At 30.8% G+C, this 17,331-nt stretch carries 10 protein-coding genes; 1 reads left to right on the top strand and 9 read right to left on the bottom strand.

Annotated features, from left to right (window positions below; translation table 11 throughout):
- Positions 1 to 398: 398 nt before the first annotated feature.
- The 3 genes from COL3_RS17825 to COL3_RS17815 form a co-directional block, all read right to left on the bottom strand.
- Positions 399 to 680 carry a hypothetical protein gene (locus COL3_RS17825; RefSeq protein WP_242982154.1) on the bottom strand — a complete coding sequence of 94 codons (282 nt, stop codon included), beginning with the start codon at positions 678 to 680 and terminating at the stop codon, positions 399 to 401.
- Positions 681 to 797: 117 nt separating this feature from the next.
- Positions 798 to 2,207 carry a DUF5050 domain-containing protein gene (locus COL3_RS17820; protein ID WP_008419877.1) on the bottom strand — a complete coding sequence of 470 codons (1,410 nt, stop codon included), beginning with the start codon at positions 2,205 to 2,207 and terminating at the stop codon, positions 798 to 800.
- A 13-nt stretch (positions 2,208 to 2,220) separates the two neighbouring features.
- Positions 2,221 to 3,321 (bottom strand): N-acetylmuramoyl-L-alanine amidase, encoded by a 1,101-nt coding sequence (locus COL3_RS17815; RefSeq protein WP_008419875.1) that lies wholly within the window; start codon positions 3,319 to 3,321, stop codon positions 2,221 to 2,223.
- 277 nt (positions 3,322 to 3,598) lie between these two features.
- Between COL3_RS17815 and COL3_RS17810 the strand changes: the two genes are divergently transcribed.
- On the top strand, positions 3,599 to 4,168 hold the full coding sequence (locus tag COL3_RS17810; protein ID WP_008419873.1) for a phospholipase D-like domain-containing protein: 570 nt from the start codon (positions 3,599 to 3,601) through the stop codon (positions 4,166 to 4,168).
- Positions 4,169 to 4,366: 198 nt separating this feature from the next.
- Here the strand turns inward: COL3_RS17810 and COL3_RS17805 are convergent, their stop codons facing one another.
- The 6 genes from COL3_RS17805 to COL3_RS17780 all read right to left on the bottom strand — a co-directional run bounded on the left by COL3_RS17805 (position 4,367) and on the right by COL3_RS17780 (position 16,910).
- Entirely contained in the window at positions 4,367 to 5,005 is a 639-nt protein-coding gene (locus COL3_RS17805) for a hypothetical protein (protein ID WP_008419871.1), read from the bottom strand.
- Between the two features lie 216 nt (positions 5,006 to 5,221).
- Entirely contained in the window at positions 5,222 to 6,997 is a 1,776-nt protein-coding gene (locus COL3_RS17800; RefSeq protein ID WP_008419868.1) for a hypothetical protein, read from the bottom strand.
- Positions 6,998 to 7,330: 333 nt separating this feature from the next.
- Positions 7,331 to 9,028 carry a molecular chaperone HscC gene (locus tag COL3_RS17795; protein ID WP_008419866.1) on the bottom strand — a complete coding sequence of 566 codons (1,698 nt, stop codon included), beginning with the start codon at positions 9,026 to 9,028 and terminating at the stop codon, positions 7,331 to 7,333.
- A gap of 18 nt (positions 9,029 to 9,046) precedes the next feature.
- A complete protein-coding gene (locus COL3_RS17790) occupies positions 9,047 to 12,271 on the bottom strand; it encodes a tetratricopeptide repeat protein (RefSeq protein WP_008419864.1) in 3,225 nt (1,074 codons plus the stop codon).
- 222 nt (positions 12,272 to 12,493) lie between these two features.
- Positions 12,494 to 13,747: an efflux RND transporter periplasmic adaptor subunit gene (locus tag COL3_RS17785; RefSeq protein ID WP_008419862.1), complete on the bottom strand. Its 1,254-nt coding sequence runs from the start codon at positions 13,745 to 13,747 to the stop codon at positions 12,494 to 12,496.
- Positions 13,737 to 16,910 carry an efflux RND transporter permease subunit gene (locus COL3_RS17780; RefSeq protein ID WP_008419860.1) on the bottom strand — a complete coding sequence of 1,058 codons (3,174 nt, stop codon included), beginning with the start codon at positions 16,908 to 16,910 and terminating at the stop codon, positions 13,737 to 13,739. Before COL3_RS17780 ends, COL3_RS17785 begins: the two co-directional genes overlap by 11 nt.
- Positions 16,911 to 17,331: the final 421 nt, after the last annotated feature.

Raw genomic sequence — 17,331 nt, 5'->3', positions numbered from 1 at the left:
TTGATATCACTCAATTTCAACAATTAGAAATTCTATAATTTCCTAGACATTAAAAATGCTCTTACAGTTTACTCATTAAACAATGATGGCTTTTACGAGCAAGCTGATATTAAAGTAGATACTGGTATAATACATTCTTCTATTTTAAAAGATTTTGAGGTAAATTTAGATTATATTTTTAAATAAATCAAAAGAGTTAATAACTGCTCATGCGCTCAATTATTAACTCTTTTTTAATACCGGTTTTAGAGAAATGCAGGCAATTTGAACTTAATTTAGTATATTCCTTTGAAATACTTGCAACTCATAAGTTAATGAAAATATATACCAGAAAAATGTATGCCGTAGGCTAATACTATTCCAGATGAGTTTATTTTAAGACTACCAACGCTGTATTATTAGTTTTTTAAATCTTCAGGTCTCAAGTTATTTACATAACCTAAAACATCATCTAATTTCTCTGAACAACATACTGCATCTGCACCACCGCCATGATAGTAAACACAAAACTGACTCTTATTTAAGTAGAAAATATGATAACTTCTCTCTCCTACCTGTCTTTGTCCTAAGCAAACCTCATCATCATGACCAGCTAAATCTCTCAATATCTTATTACTTACATCTACGTTTTTCAACCCATCTAATTCCGAAAACCTTGTAAAAAATTTAAATCTATCCATAGTTTTCACATATCTCACTCCATTCAAAACTCTTAATAATTAATAATATTCAATGAGAGTTAAATGTGACAAAAATGGTTATAGTCATTACGTATTAAAATTATACTTAGGTTCTATCTATTTTTTATAAAACATGCCATTAAAATATATTTTATCCTCAAGAATTGTTATATTAGTTCCATACTCACTTGTAATTTTTTTAGATTTCCCTCCACTAACTGGAATTTTATAAAGATTTTCATTGTCTGAATAATTTACATAATAAACGTAATCTTTGCTTGCATTTATAAATGTAGCTTTGTTATTAGATAACTTCGCCTTCCCAGTCCCATCTCCATTTATTTTATATAGCTTATTATCGTCGCACTTATTACTATAAAATACAGTATCTTCGCATACAGTCATAAATAAAGTTTCATCATCGCAAATTTTTGTATTCTCACTGCCATCTAATTTCATTCTGTAGATTTTATATCCATCAGATATATCGGTATAGTAAATCCAGTCATTGCTAACAGTCATATCCTCTGTAGCAGTAGAATTAAGCTTTATTCTGCAAGTACCATCTAAGGATATCTTGTATATATTATTTAAATCAATTGAATGAGAATTGCTTCTTTTAACATAATATATCCAATTCCCCTCTACAAACATATTACCTGTTGCTTCATTGGCTATACATGTGTCTTCTGTTCCATTTTTTTTAACTTTATTTATACTATGGTGAAAAGGGTCCTTCCAATTGCTATAATAAATCCAGTCATCTACAAGATTAAGATTCCACACTCTATTTGGAATTACTTTTGTATTATAACTTAGGTCGCAAAAATCCTTCCTAGGGATATCATTTTTCTTTATTTTATATAAATAATCAGGCGCTGCTCCATAAACATCTCCAACTCTGTTTATATAATATATATAATCCTCATCTTCTACAGCCATTCCATCATTCACAATATTCCCTGATGAATTAGAAAACTTTGAATCCTCATTTTTAGGAGTATTTGAACTGCTATAACAGGTGAAATTAAATTTATATATATTGTCATAAGCACCATATGAATTTTTATCTATTCCATTAGATGAAGATTTCTTTACAAAAATCATAACTTTGTAATTGCCTTCAGTCAGCGGCTTATTATATTCTATAACAAACTCATCGTATGCGGGCATGGCATTTGAATATCCATTAGTTAATTCTGTATATCCTTTGTCATTATCCTTAGCTATAAACACTCTATACTGCACTGGATCATAGTTATCATAATCTGAATAACCTCCGTCATACTTAGAGGTCATATTAATCTTAACACTGTCACCACTTATAACTGGATAATGGTCAACTCCTGCATATTCAACATATGGATTTTGTTTTTCAACTGCTAAGCCTGAAACAGTGCCTAAATCTGTATGTGCAAAATCTGTTCCGCCTGTATCAGCTTTTGCACTTATGCTACATGATATAATAATTAATGCTGCAATAGCAGTAAATGATAAAAACCGATTAATAGCCTTTATCGATCTCATATATATACACCCCTTACTCAGTTTTTTCATTAAAATATTTATTTACAGCTCTTAATGATGCATCTGCAACTTTCTGGCTGTTAATCCTATGCATCATCATTTTTGTATCCCCATCATCAGTCTGAGTAGTAGTTTCCATAAGTACTGCTGGACACCACGCTGATGATAAAACTGCAAGATTGGGTCTATCCTGAAGTGGATACGTATTAGTTTTTATAGTGCTGGATACTTCCCTCATAAGTGTAGTAGCAAATTCTCTTCCTGGTTTTGGCGCAGTTGAATTATATAATACCGTAGTTCCTCTAAACATATGAACGCATTGCATACTTACATCTAGCGGAAGTGAATTATTATGCACACTGAAAAATAAATCTGCATTTAAAAGATTTGCAGGATCTGTCCTATCCAGTAATCCTACATTATTATCATCATTTCTCGTTATATATGTACGATATCCTGCTTTTTCAAGATTTTCTTTTATTCTTTTAGATATATCCAAATTTAACTGCTTTTCATAAGTGAAATTAGCTGTTGTTCCAAGCTCTGAGCCTCCATGGCCGGGATCAATAATTATTATTTTAGAATTATCTTTAACTTTTTCTTCAAAGGTAACAGCTATAAAGGTTGCAAATTCATATTTATCGTCTCCGAGTGAAGAATATCTTCTTTTCACTGGATTTACTTTAGTACTTATTTTTCCAGAAGTCTCAATATAAACTTTTACTGTATTATTATCAAGCTTATCTAGCTTTATGTCCTTTATATACTTATTATCTTTCAAAATTAAACTAAAGTTATCTGCTGAATCAGTAACATTAACTTGTGAAATAGTTATTTCAACCTTATTATCCTTAATGGATTCAAAGTACTTAGGCTCTACTGTATATTTTCTAATATCTCTTGCCTCAGACTCAGCACATGAATGTGAAATAGGAATTCCAAGTGCCCCTTTATGCTCGACTTGATAATATTTAAAAGCGTTCTGCTGCAGTTCATAAATTTTACTATCATCAGCTTCATTCGTAGTCTCAGTTTCTCCATTACAGTAATAACCAGGTACTATAAAAATACAGATTAATAACATTCCAAAGACCATACTCATAAATTTTCTCATAAATATTTACCCTCACTACATTTTTCTCTATACTATAGATAGATTTTGATTCTATTTTTTCATAGATTTCTTTACACTATTCATTAAGGCATATAAAAGGGATATTTTATTAAAGTTACTTACGATTTAATGCTTTATCTTTAAATATAAAAAATATATAATGGTATTGAACTTATACAAGCTAAATACTAACAATTTTAAATTAATAAGAGACGCTATTTAATTTCATTTTCCATGTTGTACTATAAATTGATATCTTGACCACGGAGGACATTTTATGAATAAAAAACAGCTTTCTAAATTACTAATTTCGGCATTATCAGTTTTTCTATTACTTTCTGGGTGCAGTGAAACTGCTAGTACAAAGCCAACCACACGAACAGAAGATAACACTCAAATAAAAGCTTATTCAAATCAAAAAGATGGAAGCTCAGATGATATTTTAATTAAAGAAATTAATTCAGCACATAAGAGCTTAGATATTGCCACTTACTTAATTACAAAAGAAGACATAGCTAATGCCATTTTGGATGCAAAGAAGAAAGGAATTGATGTTAAAGTAATAACAGATTCAGAAACATCTAAGTCTCAAACTCAAAAAGAAATTTTGGATAAATTTAAGCAAAGTGGTATTCCCATAAAAATAAATACTCCTACAGGATCAACGCACCTAAACTTTATTATAATAGATAATGTGGAAGCTTTAGGCGGCAGCTATAACTACCTAGAAGATGCTACAAGCAAAAATGATGACTCAATAATTATTAAAAAACCTGACATAGTTAACGAATATTCTGCTGGATTTAATTCTATGTGGAATAATACTAATGATTATGCAAATTACTAATTGTGTCCTAATCGCATTATTATAAAGCTTAACTTATCTATGTTATAATATTATTTAATTACTATATTCAGAAAGTTAAATCAACCCTAATTAAAGCTGAGGCTTTCTAAATATAAGAAAATCTCAGCTTCTAATGTAAAATATTTATTTAATAGAAAAAGACATTATGTTACAAATACAATGTCTACCTATTTTGTTTTACTTATTTTCTGGTATACTTTTTAAATATATGGATTTGATAACATTTTTATCTTTATCAAATTGAAATTCAAGTTTTTGACCATAATTTGCAATATTACCATGTGATATATAAGTGACTAGTCCTGTTTGCTTCATAGAATCAAATGTTGGGGCTCCATATGCCTTAATAATATCTTCATATGTTGATGCTAACGTAACTCCCTTTGGTAAAACCACTGTATTTTTATATGAATCATTAGCTTTATCAATTTTAATTCCGCCTATCATGGCATCTTCAAATTTCATTTCAGATCCACTTGTATTATAAATCGTAACTGTAATTCGACTTTCCTCACTTTTACTTCCATCATCCATAAGAATAGAATCTATATAATAATTATCCTTTAAAGGCTTTCCCTTATCAGCATAATCATTATATTTCCATCCATTATCTTCTAAGCTTTTAGCTTTAACAGGTAACGTATATTTTATCCCATTTAGCGTAATATCACCGCTTAATGGATCAGCATTCATCTGTGAAGAAAATGTTTTAATATCCTCATCTGTAAGCTTTTTCACTTCTTTAGAAATCCCGCATCCAGTTAATATAGATACACATAAACAAAAGTTTAAACATAAAATAATTAATTTTTTCATTATCTTTCCCCCTAACTCTTAATTGTTTCTACATTTTTCCTGAAAATCCTTTTTTTATTATTTAAAATTATTAAATGTAATTTATTGCATAAATTTCATCTTTAGTTCTTTTACCTCCTCTGTATGAACATCTATAAATTTAAATAAAAAAAGCCACCATTTTATTGACAGCTTTTAATCTTTATTGTAGAGCTTTGTTTCTTCCTCTTCAAAACTTCATTTTTGACTATTAAGTTTTTTAGTATTATAGCCTATGTTCTTTTCATTCCCCTTATACTTTTTTGAAAGCACTGTTTTTGGAACTTGCTTAAATACTTGGTTAAGTGAGGATATTAGTGAATTGTTTAGATATTTATATCCTGAATTTACTTGATGTTTATCAAAAATTACCATCAATTCATCAACTAACGCCTTATCCAATTCTGTTTGCCTCTCGTTTAAATCATCAATAATAATAATGTTTCTTCCTCTTGCAAAAGCTAAAGCGCCTGTAACTATGTCCATATTTGATGCTTCATCAAGAATCACATAATCAAAAATACTATTATTATCAGTTGAATTTATAAAGAATTCCACTGCTGAAGTTAGTATAGGATGGTTTCTTTTTTCCTTTAACGTACCCTTTTCTCCTTCTTCATTTAAAGTATTCATTGCTTCATTATTCTTAAAGGCTTCATATAGACCACACTTTAATGCTTCCATTGATTTCTCTTTGATTTTTTCCATTTCACTGTTAAGTTTACTCTTATCTAAATTACTCTTTAATAATTTTATTTCCTCATCTGTCTCATCAATTTTCAAGTTGTTATAAACTTCATTTAAGGCCCTTTCTAATATTTCAAGTTTAATATTATAGAAACCAAAATCCAAAATACTATATTTAAATATAAATATTATTTTTTGCAAAAAGCTTATCTGTCCTTGCTTTTTAATAATTGAGCTATATTCTTCCCTAAAATCTAAAAGCTTCTCCGGACTGAAGCTCAATGGAAAAGCTGGTATTTTAACTTCCTTTTTTCCGAAAGATTTTTCAAGACTCGAATTTTCAGAAAGTAAATAAGACTTATGCATTTCTAAAATTTCAACTCTAGCTTGATTTTCCAAATTTTTAACTAACTCATTTTGAATGCTAACCAAATCTGCTTTTATCTTAGGTATATTTTCATTCATAAACTTACTGTCAGAATTTCTAAGCCACTGTTCACAATTATTTTGGAAATCGCTTGTTTCATTCTCTTTTAAATCATTCACAATAAAATCAATATCCGATTTTTTAAGTATTTCTAAATATTTTAATGCAGAAAAATTATCCTTAGTAACTATTACCACATTTTTACCCTCTAAAACAGCAGTTGCAGCAACATTTAAAATAACCTCAGTTTTTTCTGTTATTGATGAGCTCTGTATAATGTTTATTTTACTATTTAGAGCTTTTTTTACTGCTTCATTTTGATTTAAATTGAACCCAAAGGGATATATTTCAAAATCAAAATCCTCTCCTGTTTCAATTGATTTGGGATTTAAGTAATTTACAAGTGCACTGTTAGGATTTATAACAGATATGTCTTCAAATATTTTACCTACCCCATCATAGCCATTATATAAATCCAGCTGCTTTGAAATTTCTCTCAAATACATAAAATTATTCTCTACAACAGGTTCATCAAGACCATTATCCTTAATATATAATTGCCCTTTTGAATACAATTTATTACTTCCATTTTTAAATATAATTCTTATTTTCTCAAATTCATCGAAAGTTATAACCTTCAAAATGTTAGATATTTCAATTCCGTTTTCATATATCACGACATCTTCCAATTTAATATATGCATATTTTGTACTCCACTTAACTTGGCTGTTACTATAAATTTTACTTTCACCATTATTTAATTTTATTTCAATTTTATCCTCTTTTATTTGATAACAGTCTACTACTTCTTCTGTTTTATCTTCATCATTTATAAAAATTATAATATTTTCAATGTTCAAAATAATTACTCCTTATGTTCTCTTAGTTATCATTAATCTTATCAATTTCATTTTCAAACTTTTATTCTCTAGAAAATTTGATTTCAAAGCTAAAGCTTTCTCTGTATATTTTAACGCCAGATTAATCTCTTGTAAATTATAGAAGCTTAAAGTTATCTCATAATTGGTTTCTAGGCATTCTCTTATTGTTGCCCTGCCTTTTTTAAACTTCTTCGCTACTCTCCAAATGTTACCTTAGATAAAGAAGGAACTGCTAATACTGTGAAACAAAACCAAAGCTGAGACTTTCTAAATGTAAGAAAATCTCAGCTAATCTATAATAAAATTTTATTACTAAATCAGGTCAGCATTTTCAATTTCATCAAGGAACTCCTTAAATTCTTTTGCTGCTTTTTCAATCTGAAGCCTATCTTGCTTGTCTAATATGTCTTCAAATTCTCTAATATATAAGTCTATTTGTCTTCTAATATCCCCAAAGGTTTCTTCGTACAATCTCTCTCCCCTAGATAAAAGCAATTTATTTTCTTCTCTTTCCCGAGGAATTATCTTTAATTCCTTAAGTTCCTGTAGTCTTTGTTCAATTTCTTCCTCTGACATATTACTATCGCTTCTTTGAATTACTATTCTCTTTTTCAACTTTGTGGATAAAACAGTAACTTCTACTTCTAAGATTGAATTTATATCATAAGTATAGGTCACATCTATTGCTTCCTTTCCAGCTGAATTCCTTGGAACTGGAATATTAATTTCTCCAAGATATAAATTGTTTTTAGCAAGCCTGCTTTCTCCTTGTAAAATTTCAACTTGAATTTCAGCTTGATTATCATAAACTGTATAAAGTCTTTCAGTTCTGCTTACAGGAATTACTGTGTTCCTTTCAATAATCGGGAAGAAATGACCTGATTCATAAAACTTTCCTTGCTTTTGAACAGATACGTTAGTACCAAGGGTATATGGACATACATCGGTTAAAACAATTTCCCTGATTGCCTCATTTCTTTCCTTCATGGCTCCTTGAACTGCAGCACCAAGGGCTACAGTTTCATCTGGATTAATGTGAGTGTTTGGGAGCATTCCGAATAATTTCCCAACAAAGTTACGCACTATAGGTAGTTTTGTCGCACCTCCAACTAAGATAATTTCATCAATTTCCTTTACTTTTATTGCTGCATCACTAAGAGCCCTTTCAATAGGTTTTCTTATTTTTGATAACAACAATTGGCAAGCTTTTTCATACTCCTCTAGTGAAATTTCATATTCTATTAGTTCATCATTAATTTTACACTTCATAGTAGAAGCCTTTGAAGCTGAAAAGCCTAGTTTGCAGCTTTCAGCCTGCTTTTTAATATAAGCTAAAGTCTTTCTGTCTAACGATGCTTCATCTATATTTTTTTCTTTAAGAAACATATTAAATAAAATATCAGTAAAATCTTCACCGCCTAAAAAATTATCACCAGCTACAGCTCTAACTTCCATGATATTTTTATAAACTTCTAGCACAGAAATATCAAAGGTTCCCCCACCCAAATCAAAAACTAAAAACTTAGTGCTGGCTTTTTTATTATGCAAGCCATAGGCAATGGCTGCTGCTGTTGGCTCATTTATCATTCTTTCAACCTTTAACCCTGCTAGTTTTCCCGCTCTAACTGTAGCTTTACGCTGTGAATCATTAAAATACGCTGGTACACTTATTATAGCTTCTTCTACGGGTTGTCCTAAAAATTCTTCTGCTGCTTCCTTTAAGGAACGAATGACAAAAGAAGATAATTCCTCAGCTAAAAATTCCTTATTTCCTAATTTATATTTTTTTTGAGTTCCCATGCTTCTCTTAAATACTTCTGCACTAGAATCTGGATATAATATTTTTCTTTCTTTTGCTATATTTCCAACAAATATTTCATCCTTTTCATCTATGCTCACAATTGAGGGGGTTAAATTTTCTCCAAATCTATTTGGTATAATAACTGGACCATTTTCCGAAAAATATGAAACCAAACTATTTGTTGTTCCTAAGTCTATTCCTATTATCATAACTCTCTCCTCATGCTTTTAATTTAACAATTTTTCAACTCTTTCTAATGCCTCTCTTGTTGATTTACTTTCATAGCCTGCAGCTACAGCCTTTTTATAATACTCTAATGCCTTCTCATAATCTTTTTCTCTTTCATAAACTTCTCCAAGCCCAAAAAAACCATCAGCACACATTTTATAATTACAATTTTCACAAAGCCTTGAATTAAGAGCTAAATTTAAATACTCAAAGGCTTTATTAGTATCTTCTAAACCATTGTAGCAGTTTCCAATAATGCTGTATTCATAAGGTGTTTTATTTTCAACTTTAAGAAACTTTTGCAGTGCAAGCTTATAATATTTTCTAGCTCTTAACTTTTTCCCTTGTTCTTTATAAGCTCCAGCAATTAATAAATAATTTACTCCTTTTTCACTATCAACGTTAATCTGCTGTTTATAATACTTTATAGCAGTATTATAATCCTTAAGATCATCATAAATTCTACCCATGTTTTCAAAGCCATATTTTGTCTTCGGATTTATTTCTAGTACCATTTCCGCCCATTTAATGGCATTATCATAGTCTTCCATTAGTTTGTAGGAACTGCTAATTTCATCATAAAAATCTTCTAAAATACTTGCACTAGTTTCTTTTTGAGCTTTATGAACTTCTATTCCTTTTAAATAAGTTTCAATTGCTTCCTTATATAACTTCATATTTTTTAGTAATTTAGCTTTTTTATAATATAGCTCGTCTTCATCTTTAAAATCCTCTATTGCCTTATTGTAATATTCAATGGCAAATTCATTTTCACCTATTTTTTTGTAACAGGAAGTTATATTTTTATAAAATCTCATATCGTCTTTAACATTATCTACTTCTATAGCCTTTTTATAATAAGGTATAGCTTTTTCAGGTTCATTTTTTCGTTCATAAAGATATGCCAAATTATTATACGGATAAGGATTTTCAGGCTCTAACTCAATAGCACATCGATAGTCTTTTTCCGCTTCCTCAAACTTTTCATTTCTTGCATATAAAAGACCTCTATTTAAATAATAATAAGCGCTTTTTTCAATTTCAAGCTGTTTAGTAAAATGCTCTAATGCCTTATCATAATCATTAAGAGTTTCGTATATTTCTCCCATAGCATTATTAACAGTCGGGTTTTCTGGATCTAATCTTAAAACCTCCTCATAATAATGAAGGGCTTCTGTGTAATTCTTAATTTCTCCGTAAATTTGACCTAATTTTAAAAATGGAAAGTAGCTTGGGTTATGTTTTTTATTATCTATAATAGTCTCGTAGTCTTTTATTGCTAAATCATAAGACCTTAAATACCTATAAGTCGCTGCTCTAAAATATAAATATTCTTCTTCATATTCTGAATTTTTTATTGCTTTATTTACATATACTAAAGCCTTATCATATAAATTGCTGTTATATTTCATAATTGCAAGTTCAAATTGTATAGCTGCTATATTTTTTGTCTTTTTCTCTTTCAGTAGGTTTATAGCCAAGTTTTCAGCCTCTTCAATTTTATTAGTATTACTTAAGGCTCTAAGCTTATAAAGATCAGTTTCCTCATCGGTTATGTCCCTTTCCTCTAACTCTTTAGCAATTGCAAGTACTTCCTCATATTCTTCATAAATATAATATATTTTCATCTTAATTAAATAGGGCTTAGTGTAGTAAGGATAAATGCTTATAGCTATATCCCCTTCTTCTACTGCTTCTTTATAGCATCTTAGATTAAATAATGTCTCACATTTATTCATATGTAAAAATACATCATCATTATTTAACTCTAATCCTTTATTTAAAATTTCCAAACTTTCTTCATATCTATTTAACTTATTTAAAACAAACCCAATATTGTTTAAGGTAAATATTTTATCTTCTTTTAACTCTAATGCCTTTTTATAAAATTCCAAAGCACTTTCATAAGCTTCTTGATTTGAAAAGGTTCTTCCCTTTTGATAATAAACCATCTCCAGCTCTTCTTGCCTATATTCATTCTCTATTGTCTCATCCTCTAAATTAGCCTGCCATTTATCAAGATATTTTAAAACTTCTTCATAATTATGTTTATTAAAATAAGCTCTGCTAATTAAATCATAATATTGATTTACATCTTCTTTATCTGGTGTGAAGCTATGACATAGTTTTATAAGCTCATCATTTTTACCATTGTTAAAATAGTACCAGCCAAGCTTAAATTTAAGTTTCTTGTCGTCTTTTTCCTCTTCATATTTCTTTTCAAGCTCTATTATACGTTTATCGCCTATGGCAAATAACCTTTCCCTAACATAGTCGTCATAACGATTAATTTCACCTGCTTCTTCAAAAAGCTTTTCAGCTTCATCAAGGTTGTCAGTTTCAAAATAACAATCAGCAAGTCCAACCTTTGAATTATAATCCTCTGGATTAATTTCAAGACATTTCTTATAATATTCTGCTGCTTCCTCATAATTTTTACATAACCACTCAACTTCAGCTATTCCATATAAAGCAAAAATTTCATTTGGACATTTCTTTACTAAAGCTTCACCAAGCTGCCTTGCATTTTCCAACTCTTTTGTTATTAAATAATATCTTAAATGCCAATAATCAAGAGAAGGATGATTTATATTATATTCATATATTTGTTCAAGATCATGTTTAGCTTCCTCAAGATTATTACTTTTTATTTCCCTTTGAATTTTAAAGAACAAAGATATCCACTCGTCATATGGTTTCTTGTCATCTATTGGATCAAAGGAATAATAATCTAAATTATCACTATAATCTGGATTAATTCTCCCACTAACATAATTAATAAAATTCTCAGGATAATCTTTATATAACTCCTCTATTTTTTCACTCCAAGAAAAATATTCATCAAATAAACGCCATACCTTTTTAGGTAAACTGAAATAATCCATTAAAAACTCCAACAATTTATTGCTTGCTTCTTCTCTAGAATCTATACCAAAGCAAACCTCATCCTCTAATAATTCTCTCCAGGCATCTTCATCAATTCTTAAAGAAAATTTATTATAAGTTATCTTAACTTTTTTCATCCAAGTTCCAATTGGTGTATTATCCTCAGCTTCAGAAATATCCTCAGTATCGGCAAATTTCAAAGCTTCTTCATAAGCGGCTCTAAGCCTTTTAAAACCTTCTGCATCGTCCTCAGGATTAATTACTTGAAGCTTTGTCATATATGCTTCCTTTATCTCATTCTTATCCTTAGTTTCATCAATTCCCAATACAGTCCACAAATTATCTTTTCCTCCTATTATACAATTTATTCCCTATAAAAAATTATAGCATATAGATAAACAACATATAAACCAGAATTATGTGGCAGCTTACGGAAATCATAAATATTTTTGTTTCAAAGAGTTATAAAAATATTGCCTAATAAGTTAAATTTACAATTTATTAAAGCTGAGATTTTCTAAATATAAGAAAATCCCAGCTTATTTTGAAATTATTAACTATTATACTAAGTTTACTTTTTCTCCATCACTTAATAAATTTTGACCTTCAGTAATGACATCCAAGCCTTCTTGCACCTTACCTGTTACTTCTGTAAATTTTTCATTTGAAATTCCAGTTTCAACCGATATCTTTTTAACCTGGCCATTGTCAACTGTATAGAGATAATTTACACCATTCTCCATTTTAATTGTTTCATTTGGAACCATTAAGATGTTGTCCTTCTTTTCAGCTGGTAAAGATATTTTAGCAAACATACCTGCTTTTATGTCACCATTAGAATTATCAATTTTAACCTTCACAACATAGAAATTGTTTTTAGAACTTGTATTCGGGCTGATATTATCTATTACTCCAACTATTTTTGCATCTGGTAATGCATTTATAGTAACTGGTACAGACAGCCCAACTTTAATTTTCTCAAGCATTTTATCAGGAATATTTATTTCTGCTTCTAAACTACTAGAATCTATAATTGTAACAGAACCTGATTGCCCACTTGCAAGCTCACCTACTTCTACAGCTTTTTCTGACACAACTCCAGCTATAGGTGCAGTAATGGTAGCATTATTTATCTGAATTTGCACCGCACTCACTCCTGCTTGTGCTTGTTCAAGCGCTGCTTCAGCAGCCTGTGTAGCTTGTGGTCCTGACTTATTCTTTAATAATTCTAAGCTATCCTGCGCATTTTTCAGATCTATAGTTATAGCATCATATTGAGCCTTTGCGTCGTCCAAATCCTTTTTAGTTACTGCTTCTGCCGAATATAAAGTTTGTGTTCTATCATAACTGTCTTTTGCAGTATTATATTGAATTTGTAACTTTCCTACTAGCTGTTCCGCTTGCAATAATTGCTGTATAAACCCTGAGTCGCTGGTTCTTTCTAAGTTAGCACTAGCTGCACTCACTCCTGCCTCAGCCTGCTGTAGTTGTGCTGAATAATCTTTTGTATCCAATGTAAATAATGTTTGACCTACACTAACTTTGTCTCCAATATTTACGTCTACAGTCGCAACTCTTCCTCCCGTTTTTGGCAGAACCTGTACCTCTTTTGCAGGTTTCAGGTTACTTGCATATTCTACCTCTGTAGAAATTGTTCCAGTTGTTATTTTTTCTGTTTTTACATTTTTAACCTCTTGTGTTACTTCTGCAGGTTTCTTTTTAGCAAATGCAGAAATAATTATGACCACAACAACAGCTAAAACTATCCCTCCTATTAAAAGTTTTTTCTTTTTCTTTAACCCATTAAACTTCATAGGTGCTACCCCCTTCTATCTTCTGACTTTTCTTCTTTTTAAAAGATACTACTCTCTTTAAATCAGCCATTAATGTATAAATAACTGGTAATACAATTGGCGAAAGGATTGTTGATGCAACCATCCCCCCAATTATTACTATAGCCATACCCTTTTTCATTTCGGTTCCTTCACCCATGGATAAGGCAACTGGTAACATGGAAACAATCATAGTTGCACTTGTCATGATTATTGGTCTTAGTCTAGTAGCACCAGATTCTATAAGAGCATCTCTTAGATTCATTCCTCTCTTCATGAGGGTATTGGTATAATCTATAAGTAATGTACCATTTTTAGATGCTAGTCCTTCTAACATAATTAATCCTATCATGGACATTAAGTTTAAAGTTTGTCCAGTTAAAGCTAATAAACCAAAGGATCCTATAATAGCACAAGGCAATGCCATCATCCTTATAAATGGAGTTAAAAAGGATTCATAAAGCACTACTAAAATCATATAAACAAGAGCTAAAGATGCACATAAAGCAAGTCCGAGAGAAGAAAAACTCTCTGCCATCTGTTTTTGATTTCCCCCAAAGTCTATGCTATATCCACTCGGAACCGAAAGAGCTTTTAGTTTAGCATTAATATCATCGGTAACTTCTCCAAGAACTCTTCCTTGAAGATTGGCCTCAACAGTAACCATGTCCTGTTTATCTTCTCTAGATATAGAAGGGGCACTATCTATTTTTTGAATGGAAGCAACTTGACTCAGTGGAATTTGTTGTCCCGATGAATTCGTAATTTTCAAGGACTTGAGATCTTCGGCGCTCTTTATTTGCCCATTTTCAAACTTAAGAGTTATATCATTTTCCTCATTGTTTGATCTGTACACTCCCACATTGGTTCCTGCAAGTGCCATTCTAACAACACTTCCCACATTTGAAGTAGAAATATTGTACTGAGTAGCTGCAAGGCTGTCAATATTTACCCTAAGTTCGCTGCTTCTTGAACTTGTAGAGTTACTTATATCAGTGATTCCAGGAACCGTACTTAGTAACTTTTCAACTTCATTTGATAAATCTCTTATAGTATCTGAATCATTACCTTTTATCTTAATTGATACAGGCTTACTACTTCCACCAGATGAAGACGACTCAGATACATTTAAATCTACTCCAGACATATTTTTCCCAAAAGCACGAACTTCACTTGCAAGTTCGCTTTGGCTTTTTTTACGCTCGCCCTTAGGAACTAAGTTAACGTAAATTTGAGCAATAGATTTATCTGCAGTTGCTTCTCCATCATGTCCAATCAATGAAAAATAATTTTTTACTTCTTTTGCTCCCTGTAAATATTTTTCTACCTCGGAGACTTTCTCATCGGTTTGCTTTAAGGTAGATCCTGGAGCAAGCTTCAAATTAATTGTAAAGGAACTTTGATCCGCCATAGGTATAAACTCTGACTTTATCATTCCCATTGGAATAAGCGCCACACTAAACACAATCCCTGCAATAACTATGGCTAAAACCTTTTTCCTGTTATCTAAAGACCATATTAGAGCTTTTCTATAGGTTTCTACAAGCTTATCAAAAGTCAATTCTCTATTAGAACTTATTCTACTGAATTTAGAATTTATTCTAGTAATAAATTTAGGCTTCACTCTATTTAAGAAATTAAATTTTTCTTTTTTTACTAGCTTTTCCTTAATACTTTTATTTTTTAATAGCCTTGAAGAAAGCATTGGTGTAATTGTAAAAGATACAATTAGAGAAAACATAGTAGCTGCAACGATTGTAAGTCCAAATTCTCTAAACATCTGCCCAACTAAACCTGATACAAATGAAACAGGAGCAAATACAACAACATCGCATAAAGTTATAGCTATTGCTGCCATTCCTACTTCCCTACGGCCTTCAATAGCTGCAGCTATAGGATTTTTTCCCATATCCATATGCCGCTGTATATTTTCTATAACAACTATAGAATCATCCACCAGAGTACCTACAACAAGAGATAAACCCATCAAAGACAGCATGTTCAAGGTAAAGTGCAATTGATACATCATGAAAAATGTAGCAACCAGTGATGTTGGAATTGCAATTAAAACCACTAGTGAAGAACGGAAACTACGGAAGAATAAATAAAGTACAATTGCAGTAGTTATAATTCCTTCTATAAGATTATGTTTTATTTGAGTAAGTGAAGAGTTAATAAAAGTAGTAGTATCCATTAGAATATTTACTTCCGTTCCCTTTGGAAGTGTCTTTTTTATATCTTCTAATTCCTTTTTTACAGAATCAGCCACTTCTACTACATTTGAATCACTTTGCTTTCCAAGCATCATTGCTATGGTTTTGTTACCGCCAAACCTTGTTAATACGGTAGCATCTGGAACTTCTAAATCAATTTTTGCAATATCACCAAGACGAATATTTACTCCATTACCAGCGGGTATTAACAGATTTCTTACAGCATCAATATTACTGAACTGACCAATAATTCTAACTGATTGATCTAAGTTGTCTTGTTTAATATCTCCAGCTGGTATATTAACGTTTGAAGCTTGCAAGGTTCCCATTAAAGTATCAATGTTAACTCCGTAATACTCCATAGTCGCTTTATCAATTTTAATCATCAATTGCTTCTTATCTGCACCCAGCAATGAAATGTTCCCTACTCCAGGTATTTTTTCTAATCTTTGTTTTAAGATATCAGATTGATTGTAAAGCTCCTCATAACTGGCATCACCATTTATTGAAACTATCATCATTGGTATAGAACTCATGTCCATTTTATATAAAATAGGCTTGTCTGCAGCTTTGGGAAGTTTTGCTGATGCAAGCTCAACTGCCTTTTGTACATCTAAATAAGCGGTATTTATATTTGCACTCATTTTAAAGGTTATTGTAACGGTACCATAGCCTTCTCCACAAGTTGAATTTAGAACATCAACACCGCTTATTCCCGAAACTGCATCTTCAATTGGTTTTACAATATCTTTTTTAGTATCTTCTGCACTGGCACCGTTATAAGTTGTCATTATTGATATAACAGGAATGTTCATAGATGGCATTAAGTCTGCCCCCATGCTTTTATACCCCATAATTCCGAGTACAATGAATAAGATCACCGCCATCCACATGGCTGCTGGTCTTTTTACTGATATTTCAGTTATACTCATTTCTTTCCCCCTAACTCTATGTTCATAAAGTGAAACTTTTCAGATGGAGTTTCCTTAGTGCCCCTTGAGGGTAAACTCCAGCTGAATTTAGTTGAACTTATCCAGGAGCGTGCAGCCGTTATCTCCCACTTGACGAAGGGGGAGTGTTACGGATGCTAGCTATCGGATAAATTTTTACTCATTATCCTACTCATTCTTAGTATATCATTATATAGCAGTCTAGAAAATATTTTCCATAATATTAGCACAAAACAGTTATGTTCTAAATAATACTGATTCTTACATATATGCGATTTGTACCAAAATTAGAATAGTCTTCTTTTTTCCATTTTTATGCTCGTAGCATAAACTTACATAAAATAATTAAAGGGGCTGTTGCAAAACTAACATAGTTAGTTTTGTAGCGGCTCATTTTTTAGAT

The sequence above is a fragment of the Clostridium sp. LS genome (genome assembly GCF_002760435.1).
Taxonomy (GTDB): Bacteria; Bacillota; Clostridia; order Clostridiales; family Clostridiaceae; genus Clostridium.
Note: the sequence above shows the minus strand (reverse complement) of the source record. Positions and strands in the feature narration are given on the sequence as shown.